The 19,322-nt window shown below is 65.7% G+C and carries 15 protein-coding genes; 7 read left to right on the plus strand and 8 right to left on the minus strand.

What is annotated here, in order from left to right:
- Positions 1 to 40 precede the first annotated feature (40 nt).
- Together OG326_RS02765 and OG326_RS02770 are read left to right on the plus strand one after the other, a co-directional pair.
- Positions 41 to 1,360 carry an FMN-binding glutamate synthase family protein gene (locus tag OG326_RS02765; protein WP_327143059.1) on the plus strand — a complete coding sequence of 440 codons (1,320 nt, stop codon included), beginning with the start codon at positions 41 to 43 and terminating at the stop codon, positions 1,358 to 1,360.
- The gene (locus OG326_RS02770; RefSeq protein WP_327143060.1) at positions 1,357 to 2,826 is read left to right on the plus strand and encodes an allantoate amidohydrolase; all 1,470 of its coding nucleotides are present in this window, start codon (positions 1,357 to 1,359) and stop codon (positions 2,824 to 2,826) included. The genes OG326_RS02765 and OG326_RS02770 overlap by 4 nt, the downstream gene beginning before the upstream one ends.
- Positions 2,827 to 2,898: 72 nt before the next feature.
- Here the strand turns inward: OG326_RS02770 and OG326_RS02775 are convergent, their stop codons facing one another.
- The 6 genes from OG326_RS02775 to OG326_RS02800 form a co-directional block, all read right to left on the minus strand.
- Positions 2,899 to 3,558: a helix-turn-helix domain-containing protein gene (locus tag OG326_RS02775; protein ID WP_327143061.1), complete on the minus strand. Its 660-nt coding sequence runs from the start codon at positions 3,556 to 3,558 to the stop codon at positions 2,899 to 2,901.
- 731 nt (positions 3,559 to 4,289) lie between these two features.
- The gene (locus OG326_RS02780; RefSeq protein ID WP_327143062.1) at positions 4,290 to 5,963 is read right to left on the minus strand and encodes an ABC transporter family substrate-binding protein; all 1,674 of its coding nucleotides are present in this window, start codon (positions 5,961 to 5,963) and stop codon (positions 4,290 to 4,292) included.
- A 35-nt stretch (positions 5,964 to 5,998) separates the two neighbouring features.
- Positions 5,999 to 7,663 carry an ABC transporter family substrate-binding protein gene (locus OG326_RS02785; RefSeq protein ID WP_327143063.1) on the minus strand — a complete coding sequence of 555 codons (1,665 nt, stop codon included), beginning with the start codon at positions 7,661 to 7,663 and terminating at the stop codon, positions 5,999 to 6,001.
- An 11-nt stretch (positions 7,664 to 7,674) separates the two neighbouring features.
- The gene (locus tag OG326_RS02790) at positions 7,675 to 9,546 is read right to left on the minus strand and encodes an ABC transporter ATP-binding protein (protein WP_327143064.1); all 1,872 of its coding nucleotides are present in this window, start codon (positions 9,544 to 9,546) and stop codon (positions 7,675 to 7,677) included.
- Positions 9,543 to 10,472 carry an ABC transporter permease gene (locus OG326_RS02795; RefSeq protein WP_327143065.1) on the minus strand — a complete coding sequence of 310 codons (930 nt, stop codon included), beginning with the start codon at positions 10,470 to 10,472 and terminating at the stop codon, positions 9,543 to 9,545. Before OG326_RS02795 ends, OG326_RS02790 begins: the two co-directional genes overlap by 4 nt.
- Complete coding sequence (locus OG326_RS02800) at positions 10,469 to 11,446, minus strand: ABC transporter permease (protein ID WP_327143066.1); 978 nt, start codon at positions 11,444 to 11,446, stop codon at positions 10,469 to 10,471. Before OG326_RS02800 ends, OG326_RS02795 begins: the two co-directional genes overlap by 4 nt.
- 233 nt (positions 11,447 to 11,679) lie before the next feature.
- Here OG326_RS02800 and OG326_RS02805 point away from each other — a divergent pair, with 233 nt between their 5' ends.
- Positions 11,680 to 12,480: an HAD family hydrolase gene (locus tag OG326_RS02805; RefSeq protein WP_327146340.1), complete on the plus strand. Its 801-nt coding sequence runs from the start codon at positions 11,680 to 11,682 to the stop codon at positions 12,478 to 12,480.
- 64 nt (positions 12,481 to 12,544) lie between these two features.
- Here the strand turns inward: OG326_RS02805 and OG326_RS02810 are convergent, their stop codons facing one another.
- Complete coding sequence (locus OG326_RS02810; RefSeq protein ID WP_327143067.1) at positions 12,545 to 14,632, minus strand: N-acetylmuramoyl-L-alanine amidase; 2,088 nt, start codon at positions 14,630 to 14,632, stop codon at positions 12,545 to 12,547.
- A 316-nt stretch (positions 14,633 to 14,948) separates the two neighbouring features.
- Between OG326_RS02810 and OG326_RS02815 the strand changes: the two genes are divergently transcribed.
- Positions 14,949 to 16,277, plus strand: a complete 1,329-nt coding sequence (locus OG326_RS02815) for a SpoIID/LytB domain-containing protein (RefSeq protein ID WP_327143068.1) — start codon at positions 14,949 to 14,951, stop codon at positions 16,275 to 16,277.
- A 796-nt stretch (positions 16,278 to 17,073) separates the two neighbouring features.
- Here OG326_RS02815 and OG326_RS02820 read toward each other — a convergent pair.
- Entirely contained in the window at positions 17,074 to 17,328 is a 255-nt protein-coding gene (locus OG326_RS02820; protein ID WP_327143069.1) for a helix-turn-helix domain-containing protein, read from the minus strand.
- A gap of 140 nt (positions 17,329 to 17,468) precedes the next feature.
- Between OG326_RS02820 and OG326_RS02825 the strand changes: the two genes are divergently transcribed.
- Genes OG326_RS02825 through OG326_RS02835 form a run of 3 tightly spaced genes read left to right on the plus strand, consistent with a single transcriptional unit; the run spans position 17,469 to position 19,164 of the window.
- Entirely contained in the window at positions 17,469 to 17,714 is a 246-nt protein-coding gene (locus OG326_RS02825; protein WP_327143070.1) for a hypothetical protein, read from the plus strand.
- Positions 17,711 to 18,430, plus strand: coding sequence for a PE-PPE domain-containing protein (locus OG326_RS02830; RefSeq protein ID WP_327143071.1), 720 nt, complete (start codon positions 17,711 to 17,713; stop codon positions 18,428 to 18,430). Before OG326_RS02825 ends, OG326_RS02830 begins: the two co-directional genes overlap by 4 nt.
- The gene (locus tag OG326_RS02835) at positions 18,430 to 19,164 is read left to right on the plus strand and encodes a hypothetical protein (protein ID WP_327143072.1); all 735 of its coding nucleotides are present in this window, start codon (positions 18,430 to 18,432) and stop codon (positions 19,162 to 19,164) included. Before OG326_RS02830 ends, OG326_RS02835 begins: the two co-directional genes overlap by 1 nt.
- Positions 19,165 to 19,322 lie beyond the last annotated feature (158 nt).

Consider the following 19,322-nt stretch of genomic DNA (forward strand, 5'->3'; position numbering starts at 1 on the left):
CGGCGGCACCCGCCGATCCCTTCGACAGGAGTCCGAATCCATGACTCGCCCGAATCCCGCGCTCCGCGAATCCGCGACGTTCGATCGTCGCGCCATTGCCGAGATCCAGCGCGCCGCGGAGACCGGTATCTACGATATTCGCGGCTGGGGTGCGAAACGCCCACTGCCGCACTTCGATGATCTGCTGTTCCTGGGCGCGTCCATGTCCCGCTATCCGCTCGAGGGGTATCGGGAACGTTGCGACACCGATGTGGTGCTCGGCGACCGGCATGCGAAACATCCACTGCACCTGGATATTCCGATCACCATTGCGGGCATGAGTTTCGGTGCGCTGTCGGGCCAGGCCAAGGAGGCGCTCGGCCGGGGCGCGAGCCTGGCCGGTACCTCCACCACCACCGGTGACGGCGGTATGACCACCGAGGAGCGCGGGCAGTCCAAACATCTGGTGTACCAGTATCTTCCGTCCCGATACGGCATGAACCCCGATGATCTGCGCAAGGCCGATGCCATCGAGATCGTGCTCGGCCAGGGCGCGAAGCCGGGCGGCGGCGGCATGCTGCTGGGGCAGAAGATCAGCGCGCGGGTGGCCGGAATGCGCACGCTGCCCGAGGGTATCGATCAGCGCAGCGCCTGCCGCCATCCGGACTGGACCGGTCCGGACGATCTGGCCATCAAGATTCTCGAACTGCGGGAGATCACCCAGTGGGAGAAGCCGATCTACATCAAGATCGGCGCGACCCGCACCTACTACGACGTCAAGCTCGCGGTGAAGGCGGGCGCGGATGTGGTCGTGGTCGACGGCATGCAGGGCGGAACCGCCGCCACCCAGGACGTTTTCATCGAAAACGTCGGCATCCCCACCCTTGCCGCCATTCCCCAGGCCGTTCAGGCGTTGCAGGAGTTGGGTGTTCACCGCAAGGTCCAGCTCATCATCTCCGGCGGCATTCGCACCGGCGCCGATGTCGCCAAGGCCATGGCCCTCGGCGCGGACGCCGTCGCCATCGGCACCGCGGCCCTGATTGCCCTGGGCGACAACAGCCCCCGCTTCGCCGCGCAATACGAGGCGCTCGGCTCCGCCCCCGGCTTCTACGACGATTTCCAAGACGGCCGCGACCCCGCCGGCATCTCCACCCAAGACCCCGAACTCGCCAAAAACCTCGACCCCGTGGAAGGCGGCCGCCGCCTCGCCAACTACCTCCGCGTCCTCACCATGGAAGCCCAGACCCTCGCCCGAGCCTGCGGCAAATCCCACCTCCACAACCTCGAACCCGAAGACCTCGTCGCCCTGACAGTGGAAGCCGCCGCCATGGCGCGAGTCCCGCTGGCAGGCACCACCTGGATCCCCGGAGCGCTCGCATGAGCCTGCCGGATGCCCCGAAGTCACTGCCCACCAGTGCAACAGCACTATCCGACAGCGGACCGGCGCAGTTGGATAGCGAGCCGACGCTCGAGGCCGGTGGACCGGCGCCGTACAGCAGTGGAGCGGCGGGGCCGGCCGGCTCGACGGACTCGTTGGAGGTTCGGACCGCATCGGCTGATGGGCGTACGAGGCGCGCTGCCGGTCGGGCAGTAGCCGACCCACGCATCGCGGCAGCGGCATTCGATCCGCTGTGGGAGGAGATTCTCGCGGTGGGGCGGGACGGCGGCACCGGGGGTTATCGGCGCTATGCCTGGTCGGATGCGGATCTCACACTGCGCGAATGGTTTCGGGGGTGCGCGGGGGCGCGATCGATGGACGTGGAGGAGGACCGGAACGGGAATCTCTGGGCCTGGTGGCTGCCGCGCGATTGGGTGGGTGATCCCAAGGGGGCCTTTGTCACCGGGTCACATCTGGATTCGGTGCCGGACGGCGGGGCTTTCGACGGACCATTGGGAATAGTCTCGGCGTTCGCGGCAGTCGATCTGCTGCGGGCGCGGGGTATCGAGCCGTCGATTCCCCTTGCGGTGGTGGCCTTCTCGGATGAGGAGGGTGCGCGATTCGGGGTGGCCTGCATCGGTTCGCAATTGGCGACCGGCACGCTGGCTCCGGAGCGTGCGCTGGGCCTGCGCGATATCGACGGAATCACGTTGGCGGAGGCCCTGACTCGGGCGGGCCGCCGCCCGGAGCAACTGGGAGTGGACACCACCCTCACCGATCGCGTCGGCGTCTTCATCGAGCTGCACATCGAGCAGGGTCGCGCCCTCGACCTGGTCGACAGCCCGCTGGCGCTGGCCTCGTCGATCTGGCCGCACGGCCGCTGGGAATTCGACTTCACCGGCGAGGCCAACCACGCCGGTGCGACTCGCCTGGTCGACCGCCACGACCCCATGCTGGCCTTCGCCTCCACCGTGCACACGGCTCGTGCGGAGGCGGTAGCCCGTTCGGCGGTAGCGACTTTCGGAAAGGTGCTGGTCTCTCCGAACGGCACCAACGCGATTCCCTCGCGGGTCCGCGCCTGGCTCGACGCCCGTGCTGCCGACCAACCGACTCTGGAACTGATGGTCTCGCGCATCACCGCCGCCGCCCGTGGTCACGCCACCATCGACGGTATCGATCTACAGGTGGTGGCCGAATCCATCACCCCCATAGTCGAATTCCCGGCCGAGCCGCGAGAACGCCTCGCGCGGACCCTCACCCATCTCGGCGATATCCCCGTAATCCCCACGGCCGCAGGCCATGACGCGGGCATCCTCTCCGACAGCGTGCCCACCGCCATGCTCTTCGTCCGCAACCCCACCGGCGTCTCGCATTCCCCCGCCGAGCACGCCGAACCGGCGGATTGCCATGTGGGCGCGGCGGCTCTGGCCGATGTCATGGCGGCGTGGGTTACGGCAGAACCGGCCTGAGCGGTCAAAGATCGACCCGCGACGGCATTTATTGACTATCTGCCCCGATTTTTGTCCGCTCAGGCCGGGCGACTACTCCTCGCTGTGATTGTCGGGGTACGCGGTGATAGCCAGGAATCGAATCGGCAGCCGCACGAGATCATTCGGCCCGTGCGGCCCTTCACCGTCCAGCAGCAGCGCATCACCCGGCCGGAGCGTGTACTCGGAATCGCCGTGCCCGTAGACCATGACCCCCTCGAGCATGTAGAGCAGTTCCGTCCCCGCATGCTGGAACAGTGGGAACGTCTCACTGGCCTCGGTGAGCGTGACGAGCACCGGCTCCAGCCGCTTGTGCTGTCCCCGCAGTGCGCCGAGCAATTCGTAGTGATGCCCCACCCGAGTACCGCGCCCGACGATCCGCGCACCGTTCCCGGCGGGGGTGAACACCGCCTCTCGCGCCGTATCCGCACCCCGGAACAGTGAAGTCACCGGCACATCCAACCCCGAAGCCAGCCGCGCCAAAGTCGAGAGGCTGCACGAGGTCTGCGCATTCTCGATCTTCGAGAGCATGGCCTTGGATATCCCGACCTTGGCCGCCATATCCCCCACCGACAACCCGCTGGCCAACCGCAGCGCCCGCACCTGTTTCCCGATGATCCGCTCGAGATCCACCCCCGTAGGCGTATCAGCGGAAATCTCCCGCTGCACCGGGGCGGGATCGCCATTGTCACGGTGTTCAACCCGGCCTGTCATACGCCGATCCTATCCCGAGTTTCCTACCAGTTGACGATGACTACCACCTCAGGATCGCCCCGCTCAACTGGGGTCGGACCCCCGAACAGCGGACAGCCACACCGCCGCAGCCGCAGCGACAACAGTCGCGCCGGCAAACGCCGCCGCCCCACCCCCCGCCACGTAGACCCACAGCAATCCCGCAATCGGCCCCGCGACAGCGGACTGCCCATCCAGCAACAACCGCCGCCCGAACCGCGACACCCTCACCGCATTCGCCGCAGCCCCCTCATCCGCCCGACTCGGATTATCGATAAGCCTTCCCACCGGCTCACTACTCCGCAACCGCCCCGAAGGAAACACCCGCCCTCCCGCAACAGTCACCGTCCGCCCAGCCAATTCCGCATTCGACTGCGGCAACGCCACCAGCGACGAATCGAAATACACCGGCAACCACCGAGTCCGCCCCCCGGTAGTGAACTCCAACCAAGACCGACTGACCAGCCGATGCTGCTGCCGCACCCTGCGCACCCCAACATCCCGACACGCACTACCCGACTTCGGCAACCCGACCGGCAGATACCCGAGCGCCCCAGTGAACTGAAAAGCGCTGTACCCCAGGATGATCAACCCGACCGCCCCGAGCGCGGCCACCTGCTCCGAGTCGCCGAACGGCGCCCAGGCGAGAGTTACCGCCAGAGCGCCGATCGTCACGATCACCGGGTAGGCCAGGGGGTGGCCTGTCCGGGAACTCACTTAAGGAAGCCGACCTTCGTGTAGTCGGGGGTGGCCAGTCCGAACGCACCCCAGTTGGCCAGGTCGATGCGCACGGCATGGGTGCCTGATGCCTGGTTGAGCATGACCGAATGCACCTCGGTCCAGATCATCTGATCGGCCTTGTTAGCGAGTTCGATGGCCTTGTCCGGGTCGAGCTCCGACAGCGTCTGGTCGATGACCGCATTGAGCTCGGGAGAGCCGATACGAGACTTGTTGCCCTGCCAGTTCTGCGGGTCGTAGTAGTACATCTGCCGCAGGACCTGCAGCGGCAGCACGCCGCCGGACAGTCCGTACTGGGCCAGATCGTAGTTGCCCGGATCGATCAGATTCGTGAAAAGCCCGGTGCCCGGCGCAGTTTGGATGATGAGCTTGACGCCGATCTTCTGCAGGTCCTGCTGGATGATCTTGGCGGTGTCCACCCAGGAGTCCTGCTGATACATGACGTCACGCAATTCCAGCTTGCGCCCGTCCTTTTCGCGGGTATCGCCCTTCATCACCCAGCCGAGCGCGTCGAGTTCCTTGCCGGCCGCGTCCAGGTCGAAGCCGACTACCGCCGAATTGTCCTGGTAGCCCTTCTGTCCCGCGATGTAGATGTGGTTGTTCAGCGGTTTGGGCTGATCCACGATGCCGTGCTGGAAGGTTTCGACGATGGTCTTGCGGTCGATGGCCTTGGCGATGGCCTGCCGCACCTTCACATCCTCGAGGATGGCGCCGGGCGCGCCGTTGAACGCGATGAGGCTGGTCGTCGGTTCGGAGGCCCGTCGGATCTCCACGCCCGGAGTGTTCTTGGCGCCGGTGACCGCCTCCAGCCCGGACATGTACGACTCGTCCAGCTCATTGTTCTGAATGGCCGGCAGAGTCGCGGTGTAATCGAGCACGCTGAAGGTGATGTTGTCCAGCTTCGGTACGTCACCCCACCATTTGGGGTTGCGGCTCAGGGTGATCCGATTCTGCGTGCGGTCGATATTCGAGATGATGAACGGCCCGGCGCTGACCGGCAGCGAATTGCGGGCCCAATCGTTGAACGCCTGCGGGGACTGGGTATCGGCCTTCGGATACAGGATTCCGAAGAGCCCCTTCCACTCTCCGTAGTTCTGCCGGAAGGTGACGACGGCCTGCCGATCATCGACGCCGCGCTCCACCTTGTCGACGTGGTCGTAACCGCCGCTCGAGGCGATCTGGTACGCGCTGTTGGTGCCGTTCAGCGCCTGCCACTCCGAACGCAGATCCTCCCAGGTGATGGGCGATCCGTCGGACCACACCGCCTTCGGGTTGATGGTGTAGGTGACAACCTGCTGCGGGCTGGTTCCGGTCAGTTGGATATCGGTGAAGTAGTCCTTGTCGACACTGAGTTCACCGGCGGCATCGGCGACGAAAGTCTGCGGCAATGTCGGGCTGACAACGCTATTGGCATCGGTGGTGTTGCCGTCGACGTGCAGGTTGTTGAACGACTCCGGGAAGGCGCTCAACGCCAGCCGCAGATTGCCGCCGTCCTTCAGATCTTCCACCGGATGCGGATTGATGGCATTGACGCTGGTGAGATCTACCGCGCCGGTCTGCACGGTGCTGTTGGAACTACAGCCGGAGGCGATCAAGCCGAGCGCGACCACCGGGATCGCGAGTCGAATCGTGGTCGAACGTATCCGCATGGACCGCTCCTTTCGCCGGGGACGGCTCGTGGTGGTTATTTCAAGAACCCGATCGAGGTGTAGTCGTACGAGGCCAGCCCGGGCGAACCGTAGTTGGCCAGCTCGGACCGTACCCCGTAGTTTCCTTCGTTCTGCAGCAGCGGCAGCGAGTGGCCCTCTTCGAAGACCTTGCGGTCCACCTGGTTCGCGAGCGCGATGGCCTGCTCCGGATCCAGCTCCGACAGGGTCTTGTCGATGAGGTCGTTCAGCTCCGGTGAGCCGATGCGCCCGTAATTGAGCTGCAGGTCATTGGGATACAGCCCGAAGATCTGCGGCAGGCTGTTGAAGACGAAAGCGTCGCCGGAGAGCGAGAACTGGCAGACGTCGAAGTCGCCGGGCTGAATGACATCGGTGAAGAAGCGCTGCGCCGGCCGGGTGTCGATGGTCATCTCGACCCCGATCTTGCCCAGGTCCTGCTGGATCAGCTTGGCGATCTGCACCCAGGTGTCATCGTTGTAGAAGACGTCCCGGATCACGAGCTTCTTGCCGTCCTTGAACCTGTTGTTGCCCTGGCGTATCCAGCCGAGCGCGTCGAGTTCCTTTGCGGCGGCGTCCGGATCGAAGCCCAGGCTGTTGTCCTGATAGCCGTGCTGGCCGCGCAGGAACACATGACTGTTGAGCGGCTCCGGCTTCTGGACGAGGCCGTTCTGCATGGTGTCCGCAATGCGCTGCCGGTCGATGGCCTTCGAGATCGCCACGCGCAGACCGGCATCGGAGAGTATCGAGCCCGGCGCGCCGTTGAAGGCGAAGTAGCGCCACCGGTTCAGCGGCGCATTGCGGATCGACACATCGGGTACCCCGCGCAGATTCTGCAGGTCGTCCACGGTGCTGAGCAGCGCCGCGTCGAGTTCCTTGTTCTGGACCGCCTGGGTCCAGGCATTGCGGTCCAGCACGCGGATGGTGACGGTATCCAGCTTCGGGGTATCGCCCCACCACTTCGGATTTCGGCTCAGCACGATCAGTCCGCCGGAGCGGTCGATGGACTTCAGTACGAATGGTCCCGAGGACAGCCCGAGACCGTTCACCAGCGATTTATTGAACGCATCCGGATCGGCCGTGGCGACCTTCGGGTACAGCATGGAATTGCCGGCGAACTGGCCGCGCCAGTCGGCGTACGGCTTGTCGAATGTGATCACCGCTTGCCGGTCGTCGACGCCGCGCTCCACCTTGGACACCCGGTCGAAGCCGTTGGTAATGGCGATGAGGAAGTCTTTGTTCTTGCCGCCCAGCGCATTCGCCTGCGAGGCGAGGTCCGTCCAGGTGATCGGCGAACCGTCGGACCAGACCGCCTTCGGGTTGATGGTGTAGGTGACCACCTGCGGATTCGTGGCGGTGAGCTGCACATCGGTGAAGTAGTCGTGATTGACGGTGAGATTGCCCGCCGCATCGGTGTTGTAGGCGCGCGGCATCATGAACCGGATGATGTCCGCGTAATCGCCGTCATTGCCGTCGATCTGGAGCGTATTCCAGTTCACGGGTATCTCGGGCGTGGCCAGCCGCAGATTGCCGCCGTCCTGGATGTCGTCGCGCGGATGCGGATTGATATCCGAGGCGGTGCCGAGCACGGCCGACCCGGTCGGCGCGGTGGTGCCGCCGCTACAGCCCGCCAGCGCCAGCCCGGCCACCAATACCAGTGCGGCGCATACTCGTCCACTACGCATCGGACACTCTCCTATCGGGTCGTGGCCGGAACCGGCACCGCGTCGATCAGCGCGCGGGTGTACTCGTGTTCCGGGGCGGCGAAAATGCGTTCCGCCGGACCGTATTCGACGATTTGCCCGCGATACATGACGGCGATGTCGTGGGCCAGATTACGCACCACCGACAGGTCGTGGGACACGAACAAATACGACAATCCGCGCTCGGCCTGCAGGTCACGCAAGAGGTTCAGGACGCCCGCCTGGATCGAAACATCCAGGGAGGACACGGGTTCGTCGAGGACCAGCAGTTCCGGATCCAGCGCCAGCGCACGCGCGACATTGATGCGCTGCTTCTGCCCGCCGGAGAAATCCGCCGGGTAGCGGTCGGCGTGCTCGGGCCGCAATCCGACCAGTTCCAGCAGTTCCGGGACCCGCCGATTGATCTCCTCGCGGGAGCGGCCGTTGATGCGCAGCGGTTCGGCGATGGCGTCGGCGACCGGCAGTCGCGGATCCAGCGAGGCCGAGGGATCCTGGAAGACGATCTGCATCTTGCGCCGGATCTCCCGGCGCTGCGGCGTGGTCAGTGTTGTCACATCGTGGCCGAGGATTTCGATGCTGCCGCTCTCCGGGCGCAGCAGATCCATGATCTGCGTGAGCGTGGTCGACTTGCCCGATCCGGATTCGCCGACCAGTGCCAGTGTCCGGCCCGCGCGCACTTCGAAGCTGATGCCGTCCACGGCCTTCACCTCGCCGGTCTTGCGGCGCAGCACCACGCCCCGGGTGATGGGGAAGGTCTTGTGCAGATCGGTCACCTTCAACACCACCTGTGATGTGTCGACCTCCGCGATCTGCTCCGGCGCCTCGATCTCCCTGTGGTAGGCCGTGAACAGCTGCTCGGAGCTGATCTCCGAGGTGCGGATGCAGGCGGCACGATGCCCGGGACCGGTGTCCTGCAGGGGTGGTTCGGCGGCCAGGCAGTCGTCGACGGCGACGGGACAGCGGGGCGCGAATGTGCAGCCCGGCGGCAGCGCGTGCATGGCGGGCGGGGCGCCCACGATCGGAATCAGCGCGGTCCGCGCCGGCCCGTCCATCCGCGGGATGGAGCCCAGCAGACCTACCGTGTACGGCATCCGCGGCTCGTGGAAAAGCTCTGCGGCCGGTGCGGTTTCGACGATCCGCCCGGCGTACATGACCGCCACGCGATCGGCCAGGGTCGCGGCGATGCCCATATCGTGGGTGATGAAAATGACGCCCGCACCGGTGATGTCGCGTGCCTTGCGCAGCAGATTCAGGATCTGCGCCTGCACCGTCACATCGAGGGCGGTGGTGGGTTCGTCGCAGATGATGAGTTCGGGATCATTGGCGATGGCCATGGCGATGACCACGCGCTGGCGCATCCCGCCGGAGAACTCGTGCGGGAACGATTTGGCCCGCACCGCCGGCTCGGGAATGCCGACCAGTTCCAGCAATTCGACGGCCTTGGCGGCGGCCTCGTGCTTGGTCATCTTACGGTGTGCCAGTAGCGCTTCCGCGATCTGATCGCCGATGCGATAGACCGGCGTGAGCGCCGACAGCGGGTCCTGGAACACCATGGACACCCGGCTGCCGCGCAGTGCGGACATCTCTTTGTCGCCCAGCCCCAGCAGTTCTCGCCCGCGCAACCGGATCGATCCGTGCACCCGCGCCTGTTCGGGCAGCAGTCCCATGATCGCCATCGAGGACACCGACTTGCCGGAGCCGGACTCGCCGACAATGGCCAGCACTTCACCGTCATTGACGGCGAAGTTCACACCGCGGACGGCATCGACCCGCCCTTCCTCGCCCGGGAAGGACACGCGCAGGTCCCCGACCTCCAGCAGCGGCGCGGTGGTCGTTCTCCGCCGCTCTGCCGAATCATCGCTCATGCCGGCACCTTTCGCTTCTTACCCGACTTGGCCCGCGCCCGCTTCGCGCCCGGGTCGAAGGCGTCCCGCAGCCCGTCTCCCATGAGGTTCGCGCACAGCACGATGGCGACCAGGAATCCGCCGGCGAACATGAACGTCCACGGGTAGGTCAGCGCCGACTTGCTGTAGGTGCCGATGAGCGAGCCCAGTGACACATCCGGCGGCTGCACGCCGAATCCGAGGAAGCTCAAACCGGTTTCGGCCATGACCGCGCCACCGACCGCGAGTGTGGTGTCGATGATCAGATAGGAGGCGATGTTCGGCACCACGTGCGTGGTGATCACCGTCCAGGTCGAGGCCCCCATATACCGTGCGGCACGGACGAATTCGCGCTCGCGCAGACTCATGGACAGCCCTCGGATGATGCGTGCGCTGATCATCCAGCCGAAGCCCGCGATGAGCAGCGTCAGCAGCACGATCGAGCCATTGCCCTTCGTCTTCGGCGCGAAGAGGGCGATCATGATGAAGCTGGGCACCACCAGCAGCAGATCGACCAGCCACATGATGGCCTTGTCGGTCCAGCCGCCGAGCAGTCCGGCCACCGATCCGGCGATGGTCGCGATGAAGGCGCCGATCAGGGCTGCGCCGAAGCCGATGATGAGCGACTTCTGCAGACCGCGCAGCGTCTGCGCGAGCACGTCCTCGCCGAGTGTTGTGGTGCCGAACCAGTGTTGCCCGTTCGGTGGCTGCAATTTCGCCGTGGGATCGATATCGGTGTAGTTGTACGACAGGAAGTGCGGCAGCGTGAACGCCACCACGAAAATCACCACCAGCACCACCGCGGCCGTCACCGAGGTCTTGTTGCGCAGGAAGCGCCGCCACACCAGCTTCCGTCGCCCGGTCGCCGCCTGCGGTGCGCCTTGAACGATGATCTCGACGTCTGTCATCCGACACGCACCCTGGGATCGAGAATCGCGTAGACGATGTCGGACAGCAGGCCCGACAGCAGCACCACCAGGCCGGCGAACACGGTCACCGTCAGCACGATATTGATGTCCTGGGCATTGATGCCGTCCACCAGCCATTCGCCGACGCCGTGCCAGCCGAAGATCTTCTCGGTGAAGGTCGCACCGGTGATGAGACCGCCGAAGCTGTAGGCGAACAGGGTCGCCATCGGTATGAGCGCGGTGCGCAGGCCGTGTTTGTACAGTGCGTGACTGCGGGTCAGGCCCTTGGCACGCGCGGTGCGAATGAAGTCGCTGCCCAGCACATCCAGCATCGCGTTGCGTTGATAGCGGCTGTACGCGGCCATGGTGCCGAGCGACAGTCCGAACGTCGGCACCACCAAATGCTGGACGCGGTCCACCAGTTGATTCCACAGTCCGTGCACCTGGGTCGCCGACGTCTCGCCCGTGTACAGGAAGATCTGCTTCCCGGTGGACAGATTGATCTCCAGCGCACCGTATTTCAGGAGGGTGGCGAGCAGGAACACCGGCGTGGACAGCAGTAGCAGCGATACGACGGTACTGAGGTAATCACTGAACTTGTACTGCCGGATCGCATTCGCCGCCCCGATCAGGACACCGAGCACGGTGCCGGTGATCGCGCCGATGATGAGCAGGCGCAGGGACACCCCGATGCGGCGCGGCAACTCCTGACTGACCGGCTGCCCGGCGAGGGTTTTGCCGAAATCGCCGTGCACCACACCCCCCGCCCAGGCCAGATAGCGCTGCGGGATGGGATCGTTCAGGTGCAGCTCGGCACGCTTCGAGTCGATGACCGACTGCGGCGGGCGCGGGTTGCGCTGCTCCAGATTGTCGAGCGGGGTGAAGGTGAGCGATGCCACCGTGAAGACCAGGAACGACGCGAGCACCAGTAGCACGACATAGTTCAGCGCGCGTCGCAGTAGAAAACCGGCCATCAGTCCCTCTCGGGTCGAGTTCTAGCCCAGATCATAGGGATACCTGTGGATAACTGTGCGTTGCGCGCACCGGGTGGCGGGTTACAACGGTGGCATCGGGCGGGTAACGGGTATGGCTGCGGGCAGGTAACAGGTGCAGCCAATGACGGGCAATTCGTGCACCGCGGGCGTTTCGGGCGCGGCTTTCAGGCAGGATGGACTAGGTGACTCTCTTCCACCTGCCCAAACCAAAGATGGTCGCCACCGATGTCGACGGCACTCTCATCGACAACGGCGAGCAGGTGAGCCCGCGCACCAAAGCCGCGATCGACGCCCTCATCGCGGACGGCGTGCCGTTCGTGCTCGCCACCGGCCGCCCACCGCGCTGGATCGATCCGGTCGTCGACGGACTCGGTTACGCGCCGCTGTGCGTCTGCGGGAACGGCGCGGTCATCTACGACAGCGCCACCGACCGCATTCTGGCCAGCCGCACGCTCGATGTGGAGACGCTCTCGTGGGCCGCGGATCTGGCCGAACGCCTGCTCCCGGGCTGCGGCCTGGCCGCGGAGCGTGTCGGCGCGACCGCGCACGACGCCGCGACCCCGCAATTCGTCAGCTCTCCCGAGTACGAGCACGCGTGGCTGAATCCCGATGACACCGAGGTCTCGCGCGCCGAGGTGATCGCCGCGCCCGCCATCAAGATGCTCATCCGGCTGCCCGGCGCCTCCAGCGGGGATATGCGCGCGCTGCTCGAGCCCGCCCTGTCCGGGCGCGCCGACCTCACCTATTCGACGGACAACGGGTTGATCGAACTCTCCGCGCCCGGAGTCACCAAGGCGACGGGGCTGGCCTCCGTGGCGCAGCGGCTCGGTGTGCAGCACACGGCGCTGATCGCCTTCGGGGATATGCCGAACGATGTGCCCATGCTCAAGATGGCGGGCCACGGCGTGGCCATGGGCAACGCACACCCGGAAGCGATCGCCGCCGCCGACGAGGTCGCCGCCGCCAATCACGAGGACGGCGTGGCCCGCGTCCTGGAGCGCTGGTGGTCGTAACAGCCTGATAGCAGAGAAGGCCGGTGCGAATCATCGCACCGGCCTTCTCGTCTGTCGCTGAAAGCTACGGCCCCGCAGCAGGTTCCGGTATCGCCGCCGGAATGGGCGCGGCCTGCTGCTCATGGTTCAGCACCGCCGGAATCGGCGCGGGAAGCAGATCCTGACCACCGGTGAAATTCTTCATCACCGTGGTCACGAGCCCCGTCAGCTGACTGAAAATCAGTGAGCCGTTCTGGAAGTCGGTCCGGACGCCGTCCTCGACCGGGTACTCCCCGGTGGTCGGCAGCCCCAGAACGCCTGTGCCCGCGCCCAATTGCAGGAAGCGCTCCAAAATCTTGCCGACCACCGCGAAGACCTTGCCGTCCGGCGCCGAATACAGATTGCCGTTCACGAACTCGGCGTACTGCCCGCCGTCCGGAGTCGGCTGCGGCTCCGACTTCGCCTGTCCGAGTGGACCGTTGGGCCCACCGGACGCGTCGTAGTACTTCGCCACCGGGCTCTTGTCGAGCATGCCCAGCAGCCTGGTGGTCAGGTCCGCGAGCGAGGCCAGATCCGCCTGATTGCTGTTCCCGGGCACCGGATTCCCGGCATTCTGCTGCGGCCCGACGCGGGTGGGCTTGGTCGCCGGAGCACTCGTCTTCCCCGCGACCGTCTCGGCGATCGAGCGCAGCCGGTCCATCAGGTCATACGCGGCATCGCCCGGGCAGGTGGTATTGCCGACATCGCGGTGCGCGAAGATATTCGGCAGTTTCACCGCTTGGCCGAGGGGATAGCGGGTGTAATCACTGCCCTCCGAATACATGGTGGTGGAACCCTCCGGGTCCACCCCCGCGATCTTCGAACGCCAGCCGATGAATTTGCCCATCGCCTGAATGGCATCCTCGGTCGGCGGTTCCGTCTCGTGATCGCCCATGAATGCCACACCGGCGGTATTGATATTGAATCCGCCCGCATGCGCGCCCTCGACCGGACGATCGAGCCCGCCGTACCGGCCCTCGAAGATCTGGCCGTACTTGTCGACAAGTGCGTTGTAGCCGATATCGCACCAGCCCAACGTCTTTGCGTGATAGTTGTAAATGGACCGCACAATGCCTGCGGATTCCGAAGGCGTGTAATCGTTTCGGCCCGCGGTGTGGTGCACCGTAATGGCATTCACGGCATCGTCATAGGTCGGTTCCTCGCAGCGCAGCGATTCATCCGCACCCCATTGCGCGCGGCTGATCACCTTCGGCCCGCCGCCCGGCAGTGCCGCTGCCACCTGGGTGAGATTCTCATCGGCCGCCCCGCGACCCGGATCGATGAGGACCGCCGCGAGTTTCTCCAGATTGATCTGGGCGGGATCACCGGAATGATCGGTGAATGGCGCGGGCTCCGGTCGAGCGGGCACCACCTGTGCGTCCGGCGCGGGTGCGTTGGGAACCGGCTGTGCTGCGGGCGCATTCGGCGCGTCCACCGCCTGCGCGGCATTCTTGCGCGTCACCAGGATCTGCACGGATTTTGTATTGCCGACATAAATCGGTTCGGTGCCGGTGCGACCCGGCTTCTTGCCCGGCGTGTCGACGGGCTCGGTCGGGTACCACGGTCCCCAGCCGCCGTCGTCACGCTTGGCCCGGATGAGAGCGGTGGTGCCCAGCAGCTGCGGCGCGGTGAGCGCGACCATGCTGAACGGGGTGTCGCGGGTGAGTTCCTTGACCTGCGCGCCGACCTTGTCCGCCAGGTCACCGGGCACCGCATTGGGTGCGAGCGCGGGGGTGCGGGGATCGGCCTTGATATCGGGGAGTGCGGGGGTCGCCGGCGCCGCTGCGGGCACTTCGGCATTCGGCGCCGCGGGTTCGCTTTCCGGTGCGGCCGGTGCCTCAGGCGCGCTGTCCGGAGCAGGTACCTCGGGTCCGGGTCCGGCGATCAATCCCGGTGCGGGGGAGACGGGTCCGACGTGGGTGCCCGGTTTGACCGGCTGTCCCAGTCTCGGCAGCTGGATTTCGCTGGGTAGTCGAACACCCGGCGGCAGCGGTAATCCCTGCGGAATGGGGATCGACTTGGGCAGCGGCAGCATGCGCAGATCCGACAGGTGCAGATCCGGCAGATTGAGCCCCGTCAGCTCCCGCAGCGGCAGCACCAGATCGGGTGCGGTGGCGAGTGCGACCTCGGCCATTTCCGCTGGTATTGCTGCCAGGTTGCTTTCATCGGTGTTCCGGACGCCAGGGGGATCAGTGAGCGCCAAAATACCGAACGGCGCAGTGATCGCCAGGATCGTGGCAACCGGGAGGACAAACGAGTGTTTCCTTCTGCGGTACGGCACGAGCAGCTCCCATTCCAGTTAAACCGTTGCGGATCGCCGGTGCCGAGGTTGCTTCTCGACGAACCAACGATCACACTAGTCCCAACTGTCACAATCCCTGAACGTGTGGTTGAGGATTAGCTTCGGGTAACTCGAATGTAGCTTCGGCTATCGACAGAACGGGTATGACATGCCGAACGGCCACCTACGCCAGCGGCGCAGACGTCAGCGTCTCGTCGCTTTGTCAGTCGCCGCCACCACCCTCGGCGGTACCGGCGCAGGCCTGATCTGGGCCTGGCCGAACAATGAGTACGAGTTCACCGCCAGCCCCGGTCACGGGCGCGGTCTGAGCCAGAATGGCGCGTTCGATCGCGCCGTCGGCGGTTCGACCGCCGAAACGATTCTGGCCCACTACTACCCCGGCGCGAGTATCGCCGCGATCGGATCCACGCCGGTCCGAGTCCGCCTCATGGGACTGGACGGCAAGAACCTCGACGTCGAATCCGAAACCGGACTCTATGTCGCCGGCCGCCGTGTCGTCCCCGGCCAGGCCGCACATCTCACCCCCACCGCCACCGGCGCGGACGTCACCATCACCCAGGGCTGCGACGGCGCGGTGCTGTGGCAGGGCTCCACCGACGACCCCTACGCCTACCCCCTGGAATCGGGCACCGACCGCCCCGCGGCCGAACACCTGGAACTCTGCGAGGGCCCCAACTACCGCGGCGTCCTGGGCGTGGCACTGGACGGCGACGCCCCCCGCGTCATCAACGAGGTCGATATCGAGGACTACCTCCTCGGCGTCGTTCCCGCCGAAATGGTCCCCGACTGGGCCAACCAGGGCGGCGCGGAAGCCCTACGCGCACAAGCGATCGCGGCCCGCTCCTACGCCCTCGCAGACCAGCGCTACTCCTACGCCCAAACCTGCGACACCACCGACTGCCAGGCCTACCCCGGCACGGACAAGGAAGACGACCGCACCGCGACCGCCGTCCACTCCACCGCCGGCCAGGTCCTGACCCACGACAACCACATCCTCCGCGCCGAATACTCCGCCGCCCCCGACGCCGGCACCCCCACCCTCGACGACCTGACAGTCGGCCCCGCCCTCAGCGAATTCCAATCCGCCCCAACCCTTCTGGATCCCACCACCCCAGACCCCACCACCGCCGACTCGGTGGCCCCCGCAGATCCGGCAACCCCTGTGGACCCGGCAACCCCCGTCGACCCCCAGGCCTCGGCCCCCACCGGCGCAGATCCCAACGCGCCCAGCGTCTCCGACCCCGCCGCCCCGGCAAAACCCGCCCCCGCAAAACCGGCCCCCGCAAAGCCCAACCCCCGCACCCAAGTCGGCATCCCCCTCCTCCCGGACCTGCTCCGAATCCTGCGCGAGGCCGCCCAGCAGCCCCCGCCCGCTCCCGGATCGACCCTCAAGCCGGGCACCTCTGCGGGCACGGCGGCTCCCGGTACGGCGACCACACCCACTCCACCCCTCGTCACCGACCCCGCGTCGAAGTAGCGCTGACCGCAATCGGTTTCATGGTTCCGCGTGGCGCTGAGCATGTACTTCGTATAACCGAATGGTCATCGGTGAATTCGACCGAAGGCGGCCGTATCCGAACATCGAGCGGTACGGATGACTGAGTCGTGCTCGGCGATGAATCGGTCGGCTATCCGTGGTCTGGCGGAGCGAATACGAATTCCCTTGCCTGCGTGCTGAATCCTCGTATCACTCTGTCGTGACCTGGTGATATGTCCAGGCGGAGCGGGCGATTCACGAATTGCCACCGCCCGCTTGTTACCGGCTGGTCGGTCCGTAGCACCTGCTTTCCGGATCCGTTGAGTAGCAGCGGAACTGTCGAAATGTCCGAATTGGTGTGTAAGCTTCCGGCTGTCGACGTTGCCCGACAGCACTGCGCCACAGGGCATTCCGGACAGGTGGGTTGAGGATGGGTTAGGTGTGGCTGTGCCGCCCCGATGAAACGTGCGTGTGGTGGCGGATAGGTGCAGCTGTCCGACGCAGCGGAGTTCGGCTGGAGCTCGGCCGTTATCGACTGGTCGGCGGTCTATTCCACGGCCCATTCGGGGCCGGGAATTTCGGTTGTCCGTGATGGCGGATCTCTAAGTCGAGGGGTTGTTCAGTCGTGCACACAGCGTCATTGGTGACGTGGTTCGGTCAGATTTTCGATGCCGACGCCATGCTGGTTTTGGCTACTCGGGCGGGCGTCGAGCTGACGGAGCGGATCGCCTGCGGGCAGCCCACTCTCGAGGATCTCTTTCTGGCGTCGGTGGTCCTCGGCCGGAATCTGGTGGACCTACTTCCCGGAACCCTCCACCATCTCAATGGATTTGGTGAGGATCTCCTGCGGCGAGATGTCGAGTGCAGTGCATAGCGTGTACAGCTGAGTGAGGTCCGGCGAGCGTTCGCCGTTCTCGAAGCGCTGGATCGTGCTCACGGCCACGCCGGAGATGGCGGCGAGCTGTGGGCGCGTCAGCCTGCGGCGGGCCCGCGCGGTCCTGAGCTCCTCGCCCACGGCGCGGTTGAAGTCGTGGAGGTCCGGCAGTTCCATACGGACCATTCTGAGGTCCGAACGGCCCAGTTGCAAACATGTTCGGGAAACTCCATGCTTAAACACAGGTTCGCGTAACAACACTGTAACAGGTCCGTTTGGACTTGCAAGAGGTCCGTTTGGACCTTAACGTGGTCCGTATGGACTTGACGAACAGGCAGGCGGCTCATCGGGTCGGTTATGCCATGGGCGATTCCGGTATGGACCTCCGCACATTGGCCGCGCGGAGCGGATTCTCCGAGGACGCCCTCGCGCAACGGCTGAGTGGAACCGCCCCGTTTCAGCTCGACGAACTGGTGCTCATCGCCGGCCTGCTCGGACGGAATCCGCTCGAGCTGCTGCCTGATTTCGGGTCCATCGGCGACCGCCCGGGGGTGGCGGCATGATCGACGTCCTGATCGTCGGCGGCACCTGGGCTCCGAATGGCGAGAGCGTCACCGATACGTTCGCGCGGACTCTCGATCACGCCCGGTTCGCGCCGCGCATGGTGCCGTATCCGGCGGACTACGGCCGCCGGGAGTCGTATGCCCAGAGCAGCGTGGCGGGGAAGACCGCGCTGCTGGAAGCCATTGCCGCATCATCGAATCGAGTGGTGATCGCCGGATACTCCCAGGGCGCCGCCATTGCCGGTGATGTCGCGGCCGAGATCGCCCGCGGCCTGTGGCCGGACCTGGAGGTCGACGCCTGTGCGCTGATCGCCGATCCGCTGCGCCCCGCCGGCCAGTGCATCGGCCCGGATCCCGGCGGTTACGGCATCGGCGGTCAGCGCTGGATCGCCGATATCCCGACCTTCTGGGCTGCGGCACAGGGTGATCCGATCACTGCTCTACCAGCAGGCAATGCTCTGCGCCTGGTCGCCGACTTCTCCCAGTACTTCTGTCTCGCCAGTCCCGAGGCTGTCCGGCAGTGGGGACAGAGCCTGATCGACACCGTCCTGCAGCGGCGAGTGCAGCGCTGGTGGGTCCCCAGGAACTGGAGCGCCTGGAGCGGTGCGCTCGCCTACGCCCGCGGCTACCTCACCGACGGCCGCCACACCACCGACTACGTCCGCTACGGCCACGCCGCCCGCCTCGCCGAAACCATCAACCGGGAGATCGCCTGATGCCGCACGAGGACCCGAATCACCTGTACCTGTCGCACGCCGCCATCCGCGACCTCGCCGACCTCCTGACCGAGATCCCCAGCCTCGCTGAAGATCTCGAAGACGCCGTAGCCTGCCGAACCCGCCTCGGCGACCCCGGCCTCCGCCTGAGTTCCCGCTCCAACGACCAGCCCCTCCCATACAGCGTCGGCGCCGCAAAAGTCCGCGACCACCTGCACGCACTCCTGGTCTCCTGGACCCGCCTCATCTGCGAACAACGAGCCCTCGACTACGCCGGCCCCACCTCCACCCCCGGCCTCTCCCGCTGGCTCCACCGAAACCTCATAGCGCTGGCCATGACCGAAGGCATCGAATCCGCCCCCACCGACCTCCGCTCCGCAGTCGAAGCAGCCGAACGCATCATCTGCCCACCCTCGGAACAAATCCCCGTCACCACCGACGCCCTCGAATCCGCCCGCCGAGCCAAACTCAACGCCTCCGGAATCTCCACCCTCGCAAAGGAACTAGGCGACGCCTTCAAATCCATCACCCCCCGCCGCATTCAAACCCTCCGAGACTCCGGCCGTTTAGCCCCCGTCCCAGGCCCCTGGTCACCTGACTGGCCGGAACAGTTCGTAGTAGGCGAAGTTTTGGATGCCCACCTGGCCTACCCCGCCCGCCGGCGAAAGTCTGCCGAAGGTGCCGCTGCGCCGCATCGATCGCGGCTCCGTATCGAGGTGACGCTCGTCAATTGACCTGATCAGCCCGGTCTTTCGACCGAGCCGGCACTCCTGACATGCGAGGCCGTCGGAACTGTTGCGCCGCAACCGGTCCGGCGGCCCGTCGCGTTTCAGACGACAGCTATCGGAGCATTCAGATGGAATTCACCTTGACGCAGCTGATCGAAATGACT

It is taken from the genome of Nocardia sp. NBC_01327 (assembly GCF_035958815.1).
Classification (GTDB): Bacteria; Actinomycetota; Actinomycetes; order Mycobacteriales; family Mycobacteriaceae; genus Nocardia.

What these genes read in the sequence shown, in the direction of transcription:
- OG326_RS02780 (WP_327143062.1), bottom strand. Translation starts at nt 5,963, where the DNA reads ATGCGGATACGTTCGACCACGATTCGACTCGCGATCCCGGTGGTCGCG.
- OG326_RS02795 (WP_327143065.1), bottom strand. Translation starts at nt 10,472, where the DNA reads ATGACAGACGTCGAGATCATCGTTCAAGGCGCACCGCAGGCGGCGACC.
- OG326_RS02815 (WP_327143068.1), top strand. Translation starts at nt 14,949, where the DNA reads ATGCCGAACGGCCACCTACGCCAGCGGCGCAGACGTCAGCGTCTCGTC.
- OG326_RS02800 (WP_327143066.1), bottom strand. Translation starts at nt 11,446, where the DNA reads ATGGCCGGTTTTCTACTGCGACGCGCGCTGAACTATGTCGTGCTACTG.
- OG326_RS02775 (WP_327143061.1), bottom strand. Translation starts at nt 3,558, where the DNA reads ATGACAGGCCGGGTTGAACACCGTGACAATGGCGATCCCGCCCCGGTG.
- OG326_RS02835 (WP_327143072.1), top strand. Translation starts at nt 18,430, where the DNA reads ATGCCGCACGAGGACCCGAATCACCTGTACCTGTCGCACGCCGCCATC.
- OG326_RS02830 (WP_327143071.1), top strand. Translation starts at nt 17,711, where the DNA reads ATGATCGACGTCCTGATCGTCGGCGGCACCTGGGCTCCGAATGGCGAG.
- OG326_RS02805 (WP_327146340.1), top strand. Translation starts at nt 11,680, where the DNA reads ATGGTCGCCACCGATGTCGACGGCACTCTCATCGACAACGGCGAGCAG.
- OG326_RS02820 (WP_327143069.1), bottom strand. Translation starts at nt 17,328, where the DNA reads ATGGAACTGCCGGACCTCCACGACTTCAACCGCGCCGTGGGCGAGGAG.
- OG326_RS02770 (WP_327143060.1), top strand. Translation starts at nt 1,357, where the DNA reads ATGAGCCTGCCGGATGCCCCGAAGTCACTGCCCACCAGTGCAACAGCA.
- OG326_RS02785 (WP_327143063.1), bottom strand. Translation starts at nt 7,663, where the DNA reads ATGCGTAGTGGACGAGTATGCGCCGCACTGGTATTGGTGGCCGGGCTG.
- OG326_RS02765 (WP_327143059.1), top strand. Translation starts at nt 41, where the DNA reads ATGACTCGCCCGAATCCCGCGCTCCGCGAATCCGCGACGTTCGATCGT.
- OG326_RS02810 (WP_327143067.1), bottom strand. Translation starts at nt 14,632, where the DNA reads ATGGCCGAGGTCGCACTCGCCACCGCACCCGATCTGGTGCTGCCGCTG.
- OG326_RS02790 (WP_327143064.1), bottom strand. Translation starts at nt 9,546, where the DNA reads ATGAGCGATGATTCGGCAGAGCGGCGGAGAACGACCACCGCGCCGCTG.
- OG326_RS02825 (WP_327143070.1), top strand. Translation starts at nt 17,469, where the DNA reads ATGGACTTGACGAACAGGCAGGCGGCTCATCGGGTCGGTTATGCCATG.